Genomic DNA, 20,602 nt, shown 5'->3' with positions numbered 1-20,602 from the left:
CGCCGCGTCCAGTACGGTCGCGTTGAGTAGCAGCCAGGTCCTTGCGTCACCTGGTCCCGGCATGAAGGTTGCCCCCCGTCGGCGTCGTGTCCCCCGAAGCCGGCGAGACCACCGGCCCGTCGGCACTGATGTCCTCCAGCACCCGTCCTCGCGTGGATGCCCCGAAGATCAGGACGACCAGTACGCCAGCGGCCAGCGCGCCCATGGTGATCAGGAAGACGCCGTCGAAGCCGAGGACCGGGTAGGTAGTGCCGATCAGGATCGGCGCCGAGATTCCGCCGAGGCGGCCGATCGCCGAGGCGGTGCCCATGCCTCGCGCTCGGATCGCCGTCGGGTACAACTCCGGCGTGTACGCATAGATCGCCGCGTATACGCCGTTCATAAAGAACGAGAGCATCCCGCCGAAGATCATCACCTGCGCGGAAGCCTCCGACCCGGAGAGCAGGTAAGCGGCCACCGCGCCGCCACCCAGGTAGGCGGCAATCGTCCACTTCCGATCGACGAGGTCGGTGAGAAGTGCCGCCGAATAGTATCCGGGAATCTGTGCCATATAGATTGCAATCGAGTATGTGAAACTCTTGGTGATCGTGAGACCATCTTGGTAGAGCAGGGTCGGCATGAACGTGAAGAAGCCATAGAAGGAGAAGGTGATTACGATCCAGAGCACCCACAGGACGGCGGTCCGGCCGGCCAATCCGCCTTGCCACAATCCAGCGATACCGGGACGGGGCGAGACAGTTTTCGCCGGCTGGTCGGCGGCGGCGACGGGCTCGGCCGACAACAGCAGATCGGCCGGCGGGGCTGAGCGATACCGCGCCTTCCTTTCAATTTCCTCGACCACGGCACGAGCCTCGGCCATCTTGCCTTTTGCAATTAGGAAACGAGGAGATTCCGGCACCGAACGGCGCCACCACAGCAGCAGAATGATGGGTATTGCGGCGACTACATGTAGCACCCGCCACCCTTCCGGTCCCATCGGAACGATAAATCGGGCCAGAATCGCGGCGGCGACGTAACCGAAAGAGAAAAAGCCAGCCAGTGCGCCGATGAATCGGCCGCGCAGCCGGCCGGGGATAAATTCAGATAGGAAGGCCGGAATGATCACCGATTCGGCTCCGGTGCCGACGCCGGCGATCAGCCTGGCGACGAAGAAGGACTCCCACGACGGTGCGAAGGCCGCAGCCAGAGTGGCCAGGCAGAAGATGGCCAGTGCCCACATCATCACTCGGCGCCGACCAATCCGGTCACCGATGATTCCGGCGCCGAGGGCGCCGAAGAAGAATCCGATGAGAGTCGAGCTTCCGACCAGGCCGGTCTGGCCGCTCTGCAGAGCCCACTCTTCGGAGATCGACGGTAGCACGAATGCGACGGTGGCGACGTCAAGACCGTCGAAGGCGAGACCAAGGCCGCCCATCACGAGGAGCGTCAGATGCACGCGGGAGAACGGCAGCCGTTCCAGGCGGGCCAACAGGTCAGACATGGCGGGCCGCTGCATCGGGCAGGTCGAACGGAACGTCGATGCCGTGGAGGGCCGAGCGGCACCGGCATCGGGGCTTCGGCGGCAACGCGTCAACCACCCGGAACACGAGCGCCCGGAGTCGGTCGATGTTCTCGGCGAACACCTGGAACACGTCCTGCTGCTGGACCTCGTCCCCGGCGGCGAGACCGGCGTCCAGATCGGTCACCAGGGCGATGGAGGTGTAGCAGAGGGCGAGTTCCCGGGCCAGGGTGGCTTCAGGCTGGCCCGTCATGTTGACCAGGGACCATCCCTCCCGCGCGTACCACTGTGATTCGGCGCGGCTGGAGAACCGTGGCCCGTCGATCACGACGGTGGTGCCCCCGTCGATCACGAGTGAGTCGTACTGGCTGGCGGTCTTCAGGACGGTTTCCCGACCCACTGGGCAGTACGGATCGGCGAAAGGGACGTGTGCCGCGCCGGAATCGAAGTAGGTACGGTGCCGGCCGGATGTCCGGTCCACGACCTGGTCCGGGACCACCAGGGTGCCCGGTCCGAGCCTCGGCTGTAGCGAGCCCACGGCGCAGGGTGCCAGGATCTGGCGCACGCCCACAGCGCGTATCGCCCACAGGTTGGCCCGGTAGTTGATCTTGTGCGGTGGGTAGCGGTGGTTGGCGCCGTGGCGTGCGAGGAAGGCGACGGCCCTGCCGCGCACCTCGCCCACCGTCACGGGTCCGCTCGGCGGGCCGAAGGGCGTGTCCACGCTGATCTCGTCGGTGTTCTCGAGGAGCGAGTAGAAGCCCGTGCCGCCAATGACTCCCACGTTCGGCATTGCCTGCGTCGTCATCGTGTCTCCAGGTCGGGCAGTGTCTTGAGGTTGGCGAGTCGGCGTCCGGCCTCAGCCAGGACGTCCGGCCGCTTGCAGAACGCGAAACGGACAACGGACAACCCGTCTTCGGGGTTGTCGTAGAACGCGGCGCTGGGGATCGCGGCGACCCCGGCGCGGTACGGCAGTTCCCGGCAGAAGCGGACGCCGTCGGCGGTGCCGAGGGGCCGCACGTCCGCCTGGAGGAAGTACGTACCCTGGCACGTGTACGGGGTGAGCCCCGCGGAGATCAGGCTGCTGCGCAACCGGTCCCGGCCGGCTCGCAGGCGTTCCGCCATGGCATTCACCCACTGCTGGTGGTTCGTCAACCCAAGTGCCACCGCGGCCTGGAACGCCGGGCCCGACGCGAAGGTCAGATACTGCTTGACCTGCCGGACCGCGCCGACCAGGTTCGCCGGACCGCATACCCAGCCGACCTTCCAGCCGGTGGCGCTGAAGGTCTTTCCCGCCGACGAGACGGACAGTGTCCGTTCCTTCATCCCTGGCAGCGTGGCGAGTGGGATGTGTACCGCACCGTCGTAGGTCAGGTACTCGTAGACCTCGTCAGTGATGGCGAGCAGGTCGTGGCGGTGGCAGCAATCGGCAATGGCGGCCAGCTCCTCGTCGTTGAATACCGTTCCGGTTGGGTTGTGCGGGCTGTTCAATATCAGCACCCGGGGTCGGCCGGTCGCTGCCGCGCGCAAGTCCGCCGGGTCGAATCCGAACCGTCCGTTGGCGTCGGGACGCATCGGTACGGACCGTTGCCGTGCCCCTGCCAGCGCGATGCTGGCGGCGTACGAGTCGTAGTACGGCTCGAAGACGATGACGTCGTCCTCCGGCTGGCAGTGAGCCAGCAGCGCCGCAGCGAGCGCCTCGGTCGCGCCGGTTGTCACGAGGACCTCGGTCTCCGGGTCGTAGGAGGTGCCGTACCGCGTCGTCCGCTGCGCGGAGATCGCGTTGCGCAGCTCAGGAAGTCCGGTCAGCGGTGGATACTGGTTCGCGCCTGCCGCGATGGCGGATCGTGCCGCGTCCAGCATGGCTGCCGGGCCGTCGGTGTCCGGGAAGCCCTGCCCCAGATTCACCGCACCCGTGCGCTGAGCCAGCGCCGTCATCTCGGTGAAGATGGTCGTTCCGGTGGCGGACGCGCCAGAAAATGTCGGGATCATCGCGACCGCCGTACGCCCACCGGTCTGACCGCGCTGGCGGTCAGCTCGAGCTCATCGAAGTCTGCGATCGCCAGGTGGCCGCCGGCCGTCGAGGACGCACCGTTCCGCTGCACCGCGACCGTGCGCCAGCCGGCCCACCGGGCCGCGTCCAGCTCGGCGGTCACGTCCGACAGGAACAGGATCGAGTCCGGGGCGGTTCCGATCGAACGGGCGATCGCCCGATAGGAATCGGGCAGGTGTTTGACACCGGCGTTCTCCAAGTCGAAGAAGGCGGTGAGGTAGGGCACCAGATCACCATGCGAGGTATGCCGGAACCAGGCCTTCTGCGCCGTGACGGAGCCGGAGGAGAAGATGTGAACCGTGAGGCCCTGCCCTGCCCATGCCCGGATGGCAGGTGGCACATCGTCGTACACATGCCCCGCGAGTGCACCGCTGGCCAGGGCGTCCTGCCAGATCAGACCCTGAATGGTCTTCAGGGGTGCGAGCTTGGCATCCTGACGAATCCAGTCGAGCAGGAACTCGACCACCTCGGCCGGGCTGGCCTCGGGCCGGCCGGCCAGACCGGCCGCCGCGCGCAGCGCGCTCGCGACCGCCGGCTCGTCACTGTGCGCCGGCACCCAGTCCGGCAGCACCTCGCGCGAGTACGGAAACAACCGTTGGTGTACGTACTCGACCGAACTGGTGGTGCCCTCCACGTCGAGGACTACTGAACGGATCATGGCAGCCGGACCACACGCAGCTCGTCCAGCGTGGGAAACGCCCGCGCGATGCTGTCCGGCAGGAAGTTGCCGATCCAGCCGTCCTCCTCCTCGAAGAATCGGATCGCGGTGAACTCTGGCTGGCTGCCCATGTCGAACCAGTGCGAGGTGCCCTGTGGAACCCAGAGCAGGTCGCCGGCCTCGCACACCACGGCGTACACCCTGTGGTCGACGTGCAGATAGAAGCAGCCGGATCCCTCGACGAAGAAGCGCACCTCGTCCTCGTCGTGGGTGTGCTCGTCGAGAAACCGGGTGCGGGCCGCATGGGCTTTGGACGGCCACTCGGGATCCGCGTCGTCAGGCCTCATCCGGACGACGTCGACTAGCCGGAAACCACCCTTTGCACAGATGCGGTCCACCTCGGTCCGGTACGCGTCGAGAACGTCGGCCTGGGCGGCTTGCGAAGCCAGCCTCGCCCCGTGTTCCCACTGCTCGAACTGAACACCGAGTGGTCGAAGAGCCTCGGCGATTTCGGCGGGCCGGTCGATACGGGTGAGCACCGTTGCAGCATCGTTATCGGGCATGATCTGTAGCAGTGTCACAGTCTTCTCCCTCGCTACGGTGTAGGTATCAAATTCGATGTCATCAGTCGTCGACGAGCAGGACGAGTTGACAGAGCGCCTCAAGGCACTCGATACGGTCCATGGCTTGGGCCAGGTCGGTTCCCCACGTCGTCGCGCCGTGATGGGCGATGAGGAGCCCCGGAGGATGGTCGGCGGTCCGTCGGGTGAAATGGTCGGTGACGTCTGCCGCGATGCGGGGTACCTCGGGCCAGTTGGCGAACAGGGGAATATCGAGTCTGTCGTGGTGTGCCCCGATCATTCCCTTGATCAGCTCCAGTTCGGTGAAGCGCACCGATGTGCCGCAGGCGCGCGCCGTCCGACTGGCCAGCGCGGTTGCGTAGGGCGGGTGGGCGTGCACCACCGCTCCCGCCTCTGGGAAGGCGTGGTAGATCGCCAGGTGGATTGAGGTCTCGGCCGACGGTCGAACCGAGTTGGGCCGGACCGGAACACCGGTGTCCACAGCCACGAGGACCGTGTCGGCCGCCGTGATCCGCCCCTTGCCCAGGCCACTGCCGGTAATGAGTACCGAATCCGGTCCGAACCGCACCGAGACGTTGCCCGCGGTACCCGGCATCCAACCAAGGCCGTGCAGCTCCCGCGACGCGACAGACAGCGCGGCGGCCGCGTCGGCCCGGGGAGCAACGGCACCGATCTCCGCGATGCCCCGCGTCATGACGGCTCCGTCCGGATCGTGACCACCCGGTGCGGGTGGAGTCGGTGGACCCCACCCAGCCCCGCCAGCTCCAGCAGTACGCCGAAGCCGGCTACCGAGGCCCCGCATTGGTTCACCAGCTTCGTGACCGCCGCGAGGGTGCCACCGGTAGCGAGTACGTCATCCACGATGAGCGCTCGCCCGCCGGGAGGTATCGCTGACTCCTGCATCTCCAGTACGTCCTGGCCGTACTCCAGGTCGTAGCTCACCGAGTGCAGCGGGCCGGGCAGCTTTCCGGACTTTCGTACCAGAACCAGCGGCAGGTCCGCGGCCAAGGCCACGGCGGCGCCAAGCGGGAAGCCCCGTGCCTCCACCGCGACGATGTGGTCGACCTCGCCCCGGTACGACGAGACCAGGGCGTGCGCCGCCTCCCGAAGCGCTGCCGGCCGCCCGTAGACGCCGGCCAAGTCGCGAAACCGCACGCCGGGACGTGGAAAGTCCTCGACCACCGCGCAGAGCCGGCCGATCCGTTCCGCCAGCGAGGCAGGGTCCTCGGGGGTCGGGCGCCAGACGCGATCCTCGGTGACGACGGCGGTGACCAGCCTCGCCGGCGTGATGTCGAATGCGGGGTTGAACACGGGTGTGCCGGTGCCGGCGATGTCGATCCCGGCGACGGCCGTCACCTCGGACTCCGGCCGTTGTTCGATCGCGATGGCCGCGCCATCGGGGGTGTCCTCATCGATGGTCGACTCCGGCGCGACGACCACGAACGGCACGTTGTGGTGGCTCGCTGCGGCGGCCAGCGCGTACGTCCCGATCTTGTTGGCGACATCACCGTTGGCAGCGATCCGATCGGCGCCGACCACTACGCAGTCCACCATCCCGGTGGCCAGTGCGCTTGCCGCGGCCGAGTCGACCAGAAGCCGATGGGGTATATCCGCGTCACGCAACTCCCACGCGGTCAGTCGCGCCCCCTGCAACAGTGGCCGGGTCTCGGTGACGAAGACCAGTTCGAGCCGATCCGACGCGGCGAGGTGATGCACCGCGCCGAGCGCCGTGCCCCAACCGCCGGTCGCCAACCGGCCGGTATGGCAATGGGTCAGTACGCGCAGCCTCGGGCGGGGACACATGTCGACCAGGAGATCCGCTGCCCGGCCGGATGCGGCCTGGTTGACCCGAACGTCTTCCACCGCCATGGCGGTGGCCTCGGCGAGCACCGCCGCAGCTCCCTCGCCGAGCCGGCCGAGCGCCCGCGAAACTCCCCTCGCCAGGTTGACCGCCGTGGGCCGAGCCGCCGCCAGTCGGGCGGCGTCCGTGTGGATCCGCTCCTGCGTCCGGTGCTGGTGTGCGGAGAGTGCAACGCCCAGCGCACCCGCGATGCCCAGGGCCGGAGCGCCCCTGATCGCGAGACGCGCAATCGCGTCGATGAGTGCGTCAACGGTAGTGAGCCGCAGGACGGTCCGGCGGTGCGGCAACGTCGTCTGGTCCAGGGTGACGATGGCTCCGGCATCCCAGAGCAGGGTTGACCCGGTGGTTGACAAAGGGTATCTCATCGCTTCACTCCGACGATGAGATACATCTGACCGGGGATCGAGATGTTGTTGGTCAACATGTACTCCTGGATTCGGTCGGGGGCGTCGCCCTGCGAATTGATCCAGTGGTCGATCTGTGCATCCGTGAATGGACAGAGATGCTGCAACGAGACGTCACCAAAGCCGGCAGCATCGAGCATGGTGATCATTTCCTCAGGAGCCGGAGTCGCCTGCGACAACCATTCACGATCCGCTGCTCCGTACAGCGAGAGCATCCGCCCATCGGGCCATGAGGCGTTCCAGTTCGAGATTGCCACCAGCCCACCGGAAGCGAGCATGGAGCGGGCGGTCGCCAACACACTGAGGCGGTCGAACTCTGGGATGTGAGCGAAAGTGCCCATCATGAACGTCACGAGGTCGAAGCTCAGTTCCGGGAGCGCGACTGAACGGATGTCCCCACAGATGATCTCCACCCGGTCGGCGACACTAGACTCGCTGAGCTCCGCTCGGGCCATGGAGACCGCCGTATCCGCGACGTCGAGCCCGACGGTGCGCCATCCGGCGCGGGCGAAGAGTATCGGGTATCTTCCAGTGGCAGTGCCGACGTCGAGCATCCGACCACAGGTTCGCCCGTCGGCCGTCAGCACGTGCAGCAGCGCGTCGCGCTCCAACCGTTTTTTGATTTCGTCCACTCCACGGAGCTGGCGATAGTCGCGATACCACGCCGGACGATATGTGACGCTGCCGGCGAACTGATCGGTAGTTGACACAGAATTCCCCTTCACCGAAACGGACTTCGCGCAAGGCCAGCCGCCCGGCGGCCGCAAATATCTTCACATCTATCGATGGCAAGGGTCAATCAAGATTATCTACCGGGAGCTTTTAGTAATTCTTGGACAATATTTGGTACCACACCGGCGACGTGGTATCTAACATAGTCCGATGCCTCATACGGGCGACGTCGCGTACCTACTACGCAGATCTTGTGGAGGTCTACCGTGTACGACGACTACGACCCTGCCGGCGGGACGATTGACGCCCTGCTCCGGGCGAGTGTCGCCGCTCATCCCAATCGTTGTGCGCTGCGCGGCGAAGGACTCGCGTGGACCTACGCCGAACTGGATCGACGGGTCGATTCCATGTCGGACGCGCTGCACGCGAGGAGCCTGGGCATGGGCTCACGGGTCGGCCTGCTGCTGCCCCGATCGGTGGAGTGCGTGGCACTTGTGCTCGCGGTACTGCGCCGAGGCGCTGCCTACGTCCCGTTGGATCCCAGCCACCCCGTCCGGCGTCTGGAGTACGTCCGGCGACACAGCGGCGTTCACACCTTGATCACCGCCGACGGTCAGGCGGTGCCGTCCGGCCCAGGGGCCGACGTTCGCCTCACCGAGCTACTGGGGCACACAGGGCCGTACAGCTCGATCGACCGTCCTCCCGTAGGCGCGGAGAGCCCGGCCACCCCGGGCGACACTGTGCACATTCTCTATACATCCGGGTCGACCGGAACGCCCAAGGGAGTGAGACTCAGCCACCGGGCGGTCGTCAACAACGTCCGCGCCTGCGTGCGGACGTTCGACCTGGGCCCGGACGACACCGTTCTCCTGAAGACACCGTTGACTTTCGATGTAAGCGCTTACGAGATGTTCTCCGCTCTGGCGGCCGGTGCCTGCCTGGCGGTAGCGCCGCCGGGCGCGGAGGCCGACCCCGAACTGCTCGCGACCACACTCGACAGGCACCGGGTCACGATTCTGCACACCGTTCCGGCTCAGCTGCGTGCGTTGACGGAGGTGACGACGTTCGTCCGGAACACGTCGCTGCGAGCGGTGATGAGTACGGGCGAGAAGCTCCCGGTCGCGTTGCAACGCGACTTCCACCGCGTACGCCGCGAGCCGTTGTTCAACTTCTATGGTCCGACCGAGACGGCGTACGCGACCGCCTTCCGGGTGCTACCCGAGGAAGCCGCCGACTGGGCCGGTCACCGTACCGTTCCTATCGGGCAGCCGCTCGGCCAGGTCTTCTGTCACGTGCTGGACGATCAGCGCCGAGCGGTGCCCGACGGCGAGGTCGGTGAGCTGTACATCGGCGGGCTGAGCCTGGCCGACGACTATCTCGACGACCCGGACCGGACGGTGGAACGCTTCGTCCGGGTCGACGTCGGCGACGGCCTGCTCCGCCGGGTCTATCGCACCGGAGATCTCGTCCGCCGGTTGCCCAGCGCTGACCTGCTCTACCTGGGGCGCGCCGATGACCAGGTCAAGATCGCTGGGCAACGCATCGAACTCGGCGAGGTCGAAGCAGCGATCCTCGAACAGTCCGGGGTGCGCAACGCCGCCGTCGTCGTCCGGGAGCGCGACGCGGAGGGGACGCCGGAGCTGGTTGGCTTCGTCGTGCTCGACCCGGCCGGCGGCCTCACGACCGGAGAACTCCGCACCGCACTCGCCGCCTGGCTGCCCAACCGGATGATTCCCGCCCGCTTGGTTCCCGTGACGCGGATTCCGTTGCTGTCGAATGGGAAAACCGACCGTCTCGCCCTGGCTCGGCTGGCCGCGTCGTCGCCGGCATCACCGCAGGACGCCGTCGTCGCGGACGCCGTGCCAGGGCCGGACGACCCGATGGCGGTACTGGTTCGCCGGTGCTTCGCCGAGGCGCTGGGCGGGGAGCCACCAGCGTACGACAGTCATTTCTTCCGAGACGGGGGCGACTCGCTGCTGGCGATGCGCGTGGTGGCGCGATTGCGCCGCGCCGGCGTGGTGGTGTCCGTCGCGGATTTCCTGGCGCACCCGGTGATGGCGGACCTGGTGACGTACCTGCGCGGGACGCCGGTCCCGGTGCCGCCGACGAGCACCGGCGACCGACCCAGGGCACGCGCCGACGTAGCGGGTGGCGTGGCCCCTGCACAGGGGTGGTTCGCCGAGCGGGTCCGCACCGACCAGGCCTACTGGAACATGTTCGCTCGGCTACGCGTGGTACGGCCGGTGGATCCGGCCCACCTGCACGCCGCTCTCAGCACGGTGGTCTCGGCGCATCCCGCTCTGTCCGCCCGCGTTTTGGCCGACGGAACGCGGCTGCGCATGCTGCCGGGCAACGCGGTCGCCGCCGATCAGCTCCTGTGGACGCGCGACGTGACCGGTCGCGCCGAGCGGGACGCCCTGATTGACGAACTGCACCGGTCCCTCGCCCCGTTTGCCGGTGACCACCTCCGGGCACTCCTGGTTCACGACCGAGCCGACAAGGTCACGTACCTCGTGGTCGCGATCCACCATCTCGTTGTCGACCTCGTCTCCTGGCATGTGCTCCTCGACGACCTGGTGTTCGCCCTGCAGGCGGTGGAACGCCGCGAGGGGCCGGTCCGGATCGCACCGGAGGAGACGTTCCAGAGCTGGGTAAATTCCCTACCGAAGCTGGGCATAGATGCGACCGAGACTGCCTACTGGCTGTCCGTTCTGGCCCTGCGCCGAACGGCGCTGAGCCTGACGGCGGCCGGTCCGGCCCAGCCGGAACGCGCGGGACGGCGCCGCACGCTGCGGATGCCCGCAGAGGTGACCCGGCGGTTGCTCGGCCCGGCCCCGACCCGACTGGGCATGTGCGTCCACGATGTGATGACGGCAGCCGTCGGACTCGCGCTGGCCCGTTGGCGACCGGACGCGGCCGTCACGTTTGATGTCGAAACCCACGGCCGGCACCGCTGGCCGCAGATGGAACGGGTGGTCGGGTGGTTCACGGCCGTGTTTCCGGTCGCCTGGAGCCGAACCGGTACGACGATGCCGTCCGGTGCGGCGATCGCGGTTCAGCCGGCGGGCTTGGACGCTGAGCTGGTGCCTGCGCGGGCGGCGCTGGCTGCGGTACCGCACGGCGGTACGGGCTACGGTGTTCTCCGCTGGTGCGCCACCGACTCGCCGACACAGACGACGCTCCCGGCGGCACCACCGGCCCTGGTTGGCTTCAACTACCTAGGCAGGGGCGATGCCGATCCGCCGGGTGACCGCTTCAGGACCGACGGCACGCCCGTACCGTGGGAGGCGCGCTCACCGCTGGCCGAGCGACCCTACCCGGTGGAGGTGTCCGCCGTCGTCCTCGACGATCAGCTGATCATCGAGCTGAGCTGGGCTCCCTCACCCATCGACGGCCTGAACGAGCCGGCTATACGGCTACTCACTTCGCACCTGCGGTCCGTACTTGTCGAGTTGGCCCACCCGGACCCGACGGCGACGGCCAGCGACGGGTCACGGTCGGACCTCCAGAGTCCCCGACGCCCGAATTCGTGGCGCCGAGCTCGACGACGCCGTCCAGATCGGCGGTAACGGTGGTGAAAGCATCGATCAGGTGCAGCAGTGTCGGCCGGCTCCGAGCCGCGCCGCGTACGGCGACCGAGATCCGCCGGCGCAACGGACGCTCGACCAAGGGCACACACTGTACGTCGTACCGCGCCTGGGCAATCGCGATGGCCGGGACGAAACCGATCCCGAGGCCGGACTCGATCATCGCGAGGATAACGGTGAAGTCGTTGGTCATGTACTCGATCTCGGGGATGAATCCGGCGGCGGAGCAAGCGTTGACTGTGGCGGCGTGGCAGAGGGTCCCTGACCGGCAGGTTATCCATGATTCGCCAGAGCAGTCATTGATGAGGAGGTCGGGCCGAGCCAGTGGATGCCCGTTCGGAAGGACGAGATACATTTGCTCACTGAACAACGCAGTGAATTCGATCCCCGGTTCGATTAGTGGCGGCAGCGGGTCATACTCATCCACCAGAGCGAGATCGATCTCCCCTCGGCGCAGCGCCGGCAGGCTCTCGTGGGCTTCCATCTCATGCAGGCCGATCTCGACCGGGTGGCCTTCATTGAGGCAGAACGCCAATGCCTGCGGGACCGTCAGCCGGGAAACACTCGGAAAGGCCGCCAATCGCACCGGCCCTTCGGTCCCGTCTCTCAAGTGCGCAAGCTCGGTCTCCGCGAGTTCCACCTCCGCGAATATTCGCTCGGCGCTATTGACGAGCGTCCGGCCGGCCTGAGTCAGCGTCAGATGGCGGCCCTTACGTTGCAGCAACGGCATGCCGATTTCCTTTTCCAGCACGGCAAGCTGCTGGGACACCGCAGAGGGAGTCAGCCGTGCCGACTTGGCAACCGCACTAATTGTGCCCAGGGAGGCAAAATGAGAAAGCAGGCGGAGTCGTCGGAGGTCCAACATCGATTCCACGCTTGTCGGTCGGTCGGAGGCATGACACAACAGGAAATCACTATACGCACAGGAACGGCAACCCAAAGTGCAGCAACGTGCAGTGTACTCTGTTGCCAACATCGTTTCAACGCATGAGGCGCGGCAGTCGGTTGACCCGAAATAGGGATCATCGAGCACCTTCTCCCTCCGCCGGCCCCACCCGGTCGACCATGCCCGCTGCCCCGGTACGCCAGTACGGCACGGCTCTCGTCCTGGCCGCCGCTCTACTGTGGGGCACGACCGGTGCGACCCAGACGCTCGCGCCATCCAGCGCGTCGGCCCTGACCGTAGCCGCCGCACGGCTTTGCGTGGGTGGCCTGATCCTGCTGGGGTGGGCGCTGATCCGCAGTGGCCCAGCCCGGATGACGTCCTGTTGGACTCGCTCGACGTGGGCGCTGACCGCGGCCGGGGTGAGCTCGGTCGCCGCCTACCAGGCGCTGTTCTTCTCCGCCGTACGCGGCACGGGCGTCGCCACCGGCACGTTGATCGCGATCGGTTCGGCTCCGGTGATCACGGGCCTGCTTGGCCTCACGATCAAGGAAAGAGTGAGTCGGAGCTGGGCGATGGCGACGGCCGTGACCGTCATCGGGCTCGCGATGCTGCTCGTTCCGGGCGGTGGGGCGGTAGTCCGCCCGTCCGGCATCCTGTACGCGCTCGGTGCCGCCGCCGCCTACTCGACCTATACGGTCGCTGGCCGAGCGCTACTGGCCCGAGGCGTCGACGAGCAGGTGGTGGTGGGTGCCTTCTTCGGCCTCGCCTGCGTTCCGATCGTCGCGGTTTCCGCTCGTGACGACATCAGTTGGCTGCTCACCTGGGACGGAGTCGTTGTCGCCCTGTGGCTCGGTCTCGGTGCGACGGCGGTGCCGTATCTCCTGTGGATCCGCGGCCTGCGCACCACAGCGGTGTCGTCGGCCACCGCCGTCGGACTGGCCGAACCGTTGACAGCCACCGCGCTCGGTATCTTCCTGCTAGGTGAGGGATTCACTGCCTGGACCATCGCGGGAATGATCGCCATCGTGGTCGGGCTGGCGCTGATCGGCCGCGACAGCACCTTGAACGTATCGCACCGGCAGACAAGCCTCCCCGGGGCTGCCGTATCGAACTATGTTCGATCTCCTTGATTTCCGCCCTGGAACCGGCCCCAACGGACGGGAACGACGTCGACACGTCACGGGGCGGACTATGGCCGCCCCGCACACCGTACCGTGTGGGTGCCCCAACCGGGGACCTCACCGACATGCAGACCCACGCTGTCGGCGCGCTCCTCGCCCACGACGACGGGCTACTGGTCGCCCCACCCGGGGCCGGCAAGACCGTCATGGCCTGCGCCATGATCGCCGAACGTGGCACCTCCACCCTGATCCTCGTCAACGAATGCCACCACCTGGCCGCCGCCGCGTACGTAGACTCCGTCAAACGGATCGCCGCCCAGTTCTGGCTCGGCCTCACCGCCGCCCGACGCGACGGCCTCGGCCAACTCGTCACCTGGCAACTCGGACCCGTCCGGCACACCCTGATCGACGACGAACAACGCACCATCGCAGCCGCCATGCACGCAGATGCCGGACCCGCGACGGCTGCTACACATCCACGACACCACATTCCAGCGCGGCGACGTGGACCCTCCACGCACCCGGCGCACGCGGCCAAGGCGAAGAAGACCGACGACGACCACGCCGAGATCGCCCAGCTGGAATGGCTCGGCGGCCTCTACCACGACCCCGACGTCGGTCCGTTGATCCCGGCACCGAACTTGACCAAGTGCCTCGTCGAGGGTGCCCGGTTGTCGTGCGATGGCAATAAGGTCGAACGCGGTGTGCTGATCGAAACGATGAAGGTCCCGGTGCTGTACGAGGGTCCCCGGGATCCCGCCGCCCTCTACGCCGACACCCGCCACGTCCACCGCGCCCCCCGTCAAGGTCGGCAACGCCCGCGTCACGCGCACCCGACCGGTGTTTCCCCACTAGCGGTTACAGGCCCGCGGCCGCCCGCACGGCAGCGGTGGTCGGTACGCCGTCGACGTGACACTCCCGCCCTTTTCCGGAAACGATCATGTTCGACATCTACGGGGACTGGACCGGTAGGCAACCCGATCGCCCCCGGGTCACAGCCATGGACGCAGCCCAGGGTCGCGGGTGAGTTCACGACGGCAGGAAGACGACCTGTACCTGCGGGATTATGGACTACCACGGCCACCGCGAGCCGTTGCCCGCCCCGGGCCTCGCCGCCGAGTTGTTCGCCGGTCCGGCTGAGTCGGTCATGGCCCACGGTGGAACCGGCCAGGCCATCTGGATTGGCGCCGTGAACGGGCAGGCTCAGCTCCGGATCGACGTCGACACGCACGTCAACCGGGCCGCACCGTCGCCGAGTACACCGCCGCCACGGGCCGTCGGCCTACCTGCCTCACCTGGCAGACAGAGCACCAATGACCCCGAGCCGCTGGGCCGTCGGCTTGATCTGTTCATCGAGAAGAACCCTGCGGGAGGCGACGACCGCGTGCGGCCGATCAGGTGCAGCGGGCGGCGAGGACGTCGGGGTTATCGACGATCCACACCTGCCAGCCCCGTTCGACTCGACGACCAGGTCACGCAGCGCCGCACCGCCGGCGGTGCGGCGCATGATGTCGCCGACCACGACCAACCGCAGCCGGTAGTTGGCGAACTTCTACAAAATGCCGCCCGGAATGGCCGGGTTGCACTCGGCAGCGAGCATGGTCACCCGGCCCGGCCATTTCCCCGCTCCGCGTACCACCCTGCAGTCCGGGCCTGCAACTGCCGACGCCGACGCGGTCGTGGGTGCCTTGGGCGTTCGCTGGGTGCTCCCCGCATAGCGGATCATATCCGACAAATCTGGCCGGATAGAGGACGGCAAGCCATCGACTGATGGCTATGTTTCCGGGTCATGTGGTGGGTCGCCTGGGACTCGAACCCAGAACCTAAGGATTAAAATTTTGCATCACAGGCCACCCTGGCCGTTCAGGCCCTCCTGACGGTCGCGCTGACCTGCGGGAACGTAACCGTGGTTGGCTGAAGGTAGTCCACATGGATTCAGGGTGCTCCGTGGGCGCTCCCCTGTCCCAATGTAGCCCCCGTACGCGCATGATGACGCCGCTGACCAGGAGGTGACCCAATGACCGCCAGGAAGACCCCCCGTGCGTGCGGGGAACGACATCCTCAGGGGTGTCGGCCAAGTGGGTCTACTCGAGCCAGGGCACCCAGGGCGGCGCCGGCAGGGCTGGCGACAGCCTGCTGACCCCGATACGCACGGCCAACACTCTGTGTTTGTGCATGGTTACTACCATGATAGAAGGCTTCTCGGCCCTGATGGGATCTTGCTTTGTTCGCTTTCGACGATGCGCTCCTCGGCTGGTTGGTCTCGGCGGCTGGCACCGAGCTAGTCCGTCGGCTGCGGGGAGATCGTGTCAAGCTGGCAATGCGTGAGGTTGTTGCGCAAGCGGTTGACGCCACACTGGACGACATTGCCCGGCACGGGATCCAACTCGGTCCGGACGCGGAGCAGCAGCTGCGTTGGGCGCTGCTGAACCGCCGCGACACTGTCGCGGCCCAGGTCAAGGGCCAAAGTGAGCTGGAGACGGTGCTACGCCGATGGGTCGACGTCCGCACCATAAAGGGACTCGCCCAGCAGGGCCGGCCGGTATCACCGGACGTCGTGGCGGAGTGCCTCGCTCGTAACATTATCGCTGGAATCCATGCGGATGCCCGTGCCGGCGGGGCACTCACGCCCTTGTCGGAATGGTTGTGGCGCAACGAGGCCCTCGAGATCCTGGGCCGCATTGAGTACAAGGTGGATCATATGCCTCTTCCATATCGCTTTGGCAATCATCTGCCCGGTCAGGCGCCGGACTTCACGGGCCGCATCGAGGCAGTGAGGGAGCTGTCCGGCAGGCTGGAGGCGCACGATCCCTCCGGCACTATCGTGTCGATTAGCTCGGTTACCGGAATGGCCGGCGTAGGCAAGACAGCCCTTGCGTTGCACATCGCGCATCGATTCGCGGCACGGTACCCAGACGGTCAGTTCTTCATCGATCTTCACGGATTCACCCCGGGCCTGTCTCCCGTCACCTCACTTGTCGCGTTGGAGGAACTTCTCGGTCAGGCAGGTGTGCCGAGCCGCAGCGTCCCCCCTGACTTGGAGCGCAGGCAGTCCCGATGGCGCGCCCACATGGCCGGACGGGCGGCACTGGTCGTACTCGACAACGCACTCGACGCCGCACAGGTCGCGCCACTGCTGCCGATGTCTCCAGGATCCTTGGTGATTATCACGAGCCGCAGCCGATCCGCTGCTCCGCATGGAACGCGGCCGCTGTGGCTAGATGTCATGACGCAACAGGAGTCCGTGACCCTGCTGACACGGCTGGTCGGCGCAGACCGTTGTCCGGACTTAGCGCAGGCAGCGAGGGTGGCGACTCTGCTAGGCCACCTTCCCCTCGCGATCACCGTCGTCGCCGGACGAATGAACAGCGACCCAACGCTTGGAATCGCCGACGTGCTGGCCGATCTGGTCGACACGAATCGCCGCCTCGGCAAAAGCAGCGCGGATTATGCGGGCATGCGGGCGAGCTTCGAGGTCTCCGTCGACCGGCTCGACGAGACGACGATCCACGCGTTCCGGTTGGTCGGCGTCAACCCGGGCCCCACGATCGGCATCGAGCAGCTCGCCGCCCTGATGGACTGCTGCCCGGCAGATGCCGCCCGGGTGCTACACGACCTCGGTGACCGCAACCTGGTCAAGCCGAGACGCGGCTCCGACGACAGACGCTGCTACGAACAGCACGACCTGCTCCGCGTCTACGCCCGCGACCAAGCGCTGACGTGGCTGTCCTCAGAACAGCGCGCAGCGGCGGTGCAGCGCCTCACAGCGTGGTACGTCGACGCGCTAGACACCGCCGGGCGGCACTGGTACAAGGCCACGCCGTCCGGCACCGACGACGCCCCAGGCCGGCTGAGGCTAGACGGCCCGCACGATGCACGCGCGTGGCTCGTCGCCGAGCAGGAGAATCTGATCGCGCTCACCGCCGTCACCGACGACCGCAATGCCGCGATGCTGGGCACGCTCGCCGCCCGGCGGCTGTACCTGTTGGACCACCATGTCTCGGCCGGACTCCTAGCCAAGCGCAGCATTGAGACGTTCCAGGCGCTCGGTGATCGCGGCGGTGCCGCCCACGCCGAGCGGATCCTCGCGGACGTCGCCCGGGCAACGGGCGACTTCCCGGCTGCGGAAGCGCTCGCCTTAACCGCCGTGAAGGCCAGCCGGACCGTCGGTGACAAGCTCAGCGAGGCGCTGGCTCTGCAAAGCCTGGGGGACACGCTACGACTGCGTGGGAGCCTTGTCGAGTCACGGCAGCAGTTCGAGCGCTCCGTGGAAATCTGTCGCATGATCCGCGAGCCGCGCAGCGAAGGCCACGCGCTGCGAGGGCTTGGCGACGCCTTCGTCGCAGTCGGACAGTTCGCCACCGCAGCACGGCACTACAGGCAAGGCGCGGAGATCCTCGCCGCTCTCGGCGAACGCTTGGGCGCCAACCATATCCGGCGTGGCCTCGGCGATGTTGCCGTTGGAGAGGGCGAGCTCGTCACTGCGGCCGAACTATACCGCTCGGCGTTCGTAACCTATCAGGAACTCGCCGACCGGTACGCTGAGTCACGGTCCCTGCGCGATATGGGCGACCTTGCCCTGCTGCTCGGCCAGCACACCGTCGCTGCCCAACATCATGCCCACGCGCTGAGCATCTGCCAGGAAATCGGAGACCGGCTCGGTGAGGCTCACGCTCTTCGTGGCCTTGGTGATGTCGCCGTCGCCGGGAGGCAATTCGACGACGCCGAGCGGCGCTATGAAGCGTCCTCCGCGTTGTGCGAGCAACTCGGCGACCTCGTCGGTCTGGGTCTGGCGCGGTGGGGCCTAGGACGGGTCGAGGTGAGCCGGCGGCGGCCCAGCCATGCACGCGAACTCTGGATCCGTGCACTGGCCGACCTGGAGCAGACCGGCTGTCCGTTGACAGAACGGGTCCGAGAAGGGTTGCGCGATCTACCGTCACCCGATCTTCGATGACCGCAAGGAACACCGGCAAGCACTAGCTTCAAACTCGGTAAGAATGGACCCGACTACCGGCCTGAACCAACGGAGTCGGCAGGAAAGCTCAGGTCATCCCTGCGTTCAACTCCCTGTACAAGGCCGGACTCGTCCGCCACACCGGGCCCTGGCGTGGCCTCGACGACCCGGGGGGATGGCCACCGTCGAGTACATCGCCTGGCAGCAACCGCGCAGGCTCCAAGGCGACTCGGCCACATCCCATCCGCCGAGTGCGAAGCACTACGCTCGATGGCCCAGCCGGTCATCCCGCCCCTGAAACCAGCTAACCAACTCTCCATCAAACCCGGGGCCACGTTTGAGCGGTTCCACAACCGATCGGACATTTATAGCGAGACTTATGGTAATGGTTTCGAGTTTTGGACGCCCTACGGCCGGCGGCAAGTGGACATTGCTGTTAGGAATGACAGCGGCGGGCTTGATCTCTATGAGGTGAAGATCAATAAGTCGAATTACACGAGAGGGCAGCGGAGGAAGGATGAATGGCTCGAGGAGACCTATGGTTTCAAGACGACGGTCATCCGTCGTGGTGCCGAATGTCCGATCTGTTCGCCGAAGTTCCCCTAGGACACTGACCTAAACTTTGGTCGTTTTGTGGGTGATAGCGCCGGTTTCGGGGTGAGTGTGGGTCGGGTGCGGGACGTGAAGAAGCTCCTGGTAGGACATGGATTGACTAGATCAACATGTTCCAACCAGGAGCTTCGGTGTCGGATTCTGCCATGCTGTCCGCCGGTGCGGTGCGACAGGCCGCCGATCAGCGGGAGACGCTGCGGGCAGCGGTGATCGCCGGGCCCGCCGGTGTCGGGACCCTCGACGAGCAGGTGACCGGCCGGTTGTGGCCGCTCCTGGCCGATGCCGCACTGATCGAGCGGGCGCAGGCCGTAGTGGGGCATGTCGATGCCCGGCGGCGGGTGCTGACCGGGGCGGTCACGGTGATGATCGTGCTCGGGCTGTGTCTGTTCCGGCGGGAGAGCACGTCGGTGGTGACCGCACGGGTGACCTCACGGATCCCACGGACCCGGGTGGAGGGCACCCCGACCGCGGCGGCGGTGTCGAAGGCCCGGGGCAGACTCCCCGCGGCGGTGCACCAGCGGGTGTTCACCACCGGCGCCCGGTCCACACCGACGTTCGGGCCCGAGTCGTACGCGTTCGGTCTGCTGGTCACCGCGATCGACGGCACTGTGTTCGACTTGGCCGACACCGCGCGGATCCGGGCCGGGTTCACCACCCCGACCGGCGGCCGGTTCCCGCAGGCCCGGATGGTCGCCCTGGTCGCCTGCGGCATCCGCTGGATCCTCGCCGCCCGTATCGCCTCCTCCGGGACCAGCGAACAGGCCCTCGCCGACGACCTGATCGGCGAACTCCAACCCGGCACCATCAACCTCGCCGACCGGGGCTTCTTCTCCATGGACCGCTGGACGCGGGCGGCCGCCACCGGGGCGCACCTGCTGTGGCGGGTCAAGAACGGCGCGCGGAGCCTGCCCGCCCGCCTGGTCGAGGTCCTCCCGGACGGCTCCGCGCTCGTGCAACTCGCCGAGTCCGACGCGATGCTGTCCCGCCGCCGCACCACCCGCGCCGACCGGGATCTGCCCCGACTCCGTCCGAGACTCGCCCGTCTGGTCGAGTTCACCGTCACCACCCGCGACCGCGCCGGCCGCACCACCCACAGTCGCTACCGCGTCCTGACCACCCTGCTCGACCACCACCGTCACCCCGCCACCGCCCTCGCCGCGCTCTACGCCGAACGATGGCAGATCGAACTCACCCACGGACGACTGAAGACCACCCTGCGGGGACCCGGCACCCGACCACCCGGCACCCGACCACGCGGACAGACCCCCGAACTGGCCCACCAGGAACTCTGGGCGCTACTGACCGTCTACAACGCCCTCGTCCGACTCGCCGTGACCACCGCCGTCGACCTGAACATCGACCCCGACGCGGTCAGCTTCGCCGCCGTCCTCGCCCTGACCCGCGCACACCTCGCCAGCCAGGACTCCGCACCCTGCGTCAACTGCGGACACGACGACCCCGACCCCGCCACCACCCTGCTCACCGCGATCGCCGCCCAACCCCGCAACCGGCCCACCCGCACCCGCACCGGCCCCCGCACCAAACGCCAACGACGAACACAACGCACCCGCGACGTCACCTACGAGATAACCATCACCCAGATCGACCTACCCAAAGCCAGCAAAACGGCCAAAGTTTAGGTCAGTGTCCCCTAGGATTGAGGTGCCCCGAGGATTCCGGACAGGGAGCCAATAAGGTTACCCTGTAAGGAAAGTCGA

Annotated in this window: 14 protein-coding genes and 2 pseudogenes; 5 read left to right on the top strand and 11 right to left on the bottom strand. The window is 67.0% G+C overall.

Going from position 1 to position 20,602, the window contains the following annotated elements; translation table 11 throughout:
- Positions 1-46: 46 nt before the first annotated feature.
- Genes ACFHWT_RS27375 through ACFHWT_RS27340 form a run of 8 tightly spaced genes read right to left on the bottom strand, consistent with a single transcriptional unit; the run spans position 47 to position 7,762 of the window.
- Complete coding sequence (locus tag ACFHWT_RS27375; protein WP_416597563.1) at positions 47-1,480, bottom strand: MFS transporter; 1,434 nt, start codon at positions 1,478-1,480, stop codon at positions 47-49.
- Positions 1,473-2,303: an S-methyl-5'-thioadenosine phosphorylase gene (locus ACFHWT_RS27370; protein ID WP_416597562.1), complete on the bottom strand. Its 831-nt coding sequence runs from the start codon at positions 2,301-2,303 to the stop codon at positions 1,473-1,475. The genes ACFHWT_RS27375 and ACFHWT_RS27370 overlap by 8 nt, the downstream gene beginning before the upstream one ends.
- Positions 2,300-3,487: a pyridoxal phosphate-dependent aminotransferase gene (locus ACFHWT_RS27365; RefSeq protein WP_416597561.1), complete on the bottom strand. Its 1,188-nt coding sequence runs from the start codon at positions 3,485-3,487 to the stop codon at positions 2,300-2,302. Before ACFHWT_RS27365 ends, ACFHWT_RS27370 begins: the two co-directional genes overlap by 4 nt.
- Positions 3,484-4,206, bottom strand: a complete 723-nt coding sequence (gene mtnC / locus ACFHWT_RS27360) for an acireductone synthase (protein WP_416597560.1) — start codon at positions 4,204-4,206, stop codon at positions 3,484-3,486. The genes ACFHWT_RS27365 and mtnC overlap by 4 nt, the downstream gene beginning before the upstream one ends.
- Positions 4,203-4,787, bottom strand: coding sequence for a 1,2-dihydroxy-3-keto-5-methylthiopentene dioxygenase (locus tag ACFHWT_RS27355; protein ID WP_416597559.1), 585 nt, complete (start codon positions 4,785-4,787; stop codon positions 4,203-4,205). The genes mtnC and ACFHWT_RS27355 overlap by 4 nt, the downstream gene beginning before the upstream one ends.
- Positions 4,788-4,830: 43 nt before the next feature.
- Entirely contained in the window at positions 4,831-5,481 is a 651-nt protein-coding gene (mtnB, locus tag ACFHWT_RS27350; RefSeq protein ID WP_416597558.1) for a methylthioribulose 1-phosphate dehydratase, read from the bottom strand.
- Positions 5,478-7,013: an S-methyl-5-thioribose-1-phosphate isomerase gene (mtnA, locus tag ACFHWT_RS27345; RefSeq protein WP_416597557.1), complete on the bottom strand. Its 1,536-nt coding sequence runs from the start codon at positions 7,011-7,013 to the stop codon at positions 5,478-5,480. The genes mtnB and mtnA overlap by 4 nt, the downstream gene beginning before the upstream one ends.
- Complete coding sequence (locus ACFHWT_RS27340) at positions 7,010-7,762, bottom strand: class I SAM-dependent methyltransferase (RefSeq protein ID WP_416597556.1); 753 nt, start codon at positions 7,760-7,762, stop codon at positions 7,010-7,012. Before ACFHWT_RS27340 ends, mtnA begins: the two co-directional genes overlap by 4 nt.
- 228 nt (positions 7,763-7,990) lie before the next feature.
- On the opposite strand from ACFHWT_RS27340, the gene ACFHWT_RS27335 reads away from it, so the two are divergent.
- Complete coding sequence (locus tag ACFHWT_RS27335; protein ID WP_416597555.1) at positions 7,991-11,293, top strand: amino acid adenylation domain-containing protein; 3,303 nt, start codon at positions 7,991-7,993, stop codon at positions 11,291-11,293.
- A 13-nt stretch (positions 11,294-11,306) separates the two neighbouring features.
- On the opposite strand, the pseudogene ACFHWT_RS27330 reads toward ACFHWT_RS27335, so the two are convergent.
- Positions 11,307-12,176: pseudogene (locus ACFHWT_RS27330) on the bottom strand (LysR family transcriptional regulator); the annotation flags it as partial.
- Positions 12,177-12,376: 200 nt separating this feature from the next.
- On the opposite strand from ACFHWT_RS27330, the gene ACFHWT_RS27325 reads away from it, so the two are divergent.
- The gene (locus ACFHWT_RS27325) at positions 12,377-13,327 is read left to right on the top strand and encodes a DMT family transporter (RefSeq protein WP_416597554.1); all 951 of its coding nucleotides are present in this window, start codon (positions 12,377-12,379) and stop codon (positions 13,325-13,327) included.
- Between the two features lie 161 nt (positions 13,328-13,488).
- Here the strand turns inward: ACFHWT_RS27325 and ACFHWT_RS27320 are convergent, their stop codons facing one another.
- Positions 13,489-14,151, bottom strand: a complete 663-nt coding sequence (locus tag ACFHWT_RS27320) for a hypothetical protein (RefSeq protein WP_416597553.1) — start codon at positions 14,149-14,151, stop codon at positions 13,489-13,491.
- Positions 14,152-14,609: 458 nt separating this feature from the next.
- A pseudogene (locus ACFHWT_RS27315) lies at positions 14,610-14,858 on the bottom strand (hypothetical protein); the annotation flags it as partial.
- 684 nt (positions 14,859-15,542) lie between these two features.
- Here ACFHWT_RS27315 and ACFHWT_RS27310 point away from each other — a divergent pair.
- The 3 genes from ACFHWT_RS27310 (at position 15,543) to ACFHWT_RS27300 (ending at position 20,524) form a co-directional block, all read left to right on the top strand.
- The gene (locus ACFHWT_RS27310) at positions 15,543-18,272 is read left to right on the top strand and encodes a tetratricopeptide repeat protein (RefSeq protein WP_416597552.1); all 2,730 of its coding nucleotides are present in this window, start codon (positions 15,543-15,545) and stop codon (positions 18,270-18,272) included.
- A 270-nt stretch (positions 18,273-18,542) separates the two neighbouring features.
- Positions 18,543-18,878 (top strand): hypothetical protein, encoded by a 336-nt coding sequence (locus ACFHWT_RS27305; RefSeq protein WP_416597551.1) that lies wholly within the window; start codon positions 18,543-18,545, stop codon positions 18,876-18,878.
- A gap of 137 nt (positions 18,879-19,015) precedes the next feature.
- Entirely contained in the window at positions 19,016-20,524 is a 1,509-nt protein-coding gene (locus tag ACFHWT_RS27300) for an IS4 family transposase (protein WP_416597550.1), read from the top strand.
- Positions 20,525-20,602 lie beyond the last annotated feature (78 nt).

This window comes from Micromonospora sp. LOL_021, from assembly GCF_048060215.1.
Lineage (GTDB): Bacteria > Actinomycetota > Actinomycetes > Mycobacteriales > Micromonosporaceae > Micromonospora_E.
Note: the sequence above shows the minus strand (reverse complement) of the source record. Positions and strands in the feature narration are given on the sequence as shown.

Coding starts and splice junctions, on each gene's coding strand:
- ACFHWT_RS27375 (WP_416597563.1), bottom strand. CDS start 1,480: ATGTCTGACCTGTTGGCCCGCCTGGAACGGCTGCCGTTCTCCCGCGTG.
- ACFHWT_RS27370 (WP_416597562.1), bottom strand. CDS start 2,303: ATGACGACGCAGGCAATGCCGAACGTGGGAGTCATTGGCGGCACGGGC.
- ACFHWT_RS27365 (WP_416597561.1), bottom strand. CDS start 3,487: ATGATCCCGACATTTTCTGGCGCGTCCGCCACCGGAACGACCATCTTC.
- mtnC (WP_416597560.1), bottom strand. CDS start 4,206: ATGATCCGTTCAGTAGTCCTCGACGTGGAGGGCACCACCAGTTCGGTC.
- mtnB (WP_416597558.1), bottom strand. CDS start 5,481: ATGACGCGGGGCATCGCGGAGATCGGTGCCGTTGCTCCCCGGGCCGAC.
- mtnA (WP_416597557.1), bottom strand. CDS start 7,013: ATGAGATACCCTTTGTCAACCACCGGGTCAACCCTGCTCTGGGATGCC.
- ACFHWT_RS27325 (WP_416597554.1), top strand. CDS start 12,377: ATGCCCGCTGCCCCGGTACGCCAGTACGGCACGGCTCTCGTCCTGGCC.
- ACFHWT_RS27305 (WP_416597551.1), top strand. CDS start 18,543: ATGGCCCAGCCGGTCATCCCGCCCCTGAAACCAGCTAACCAACTCTCC.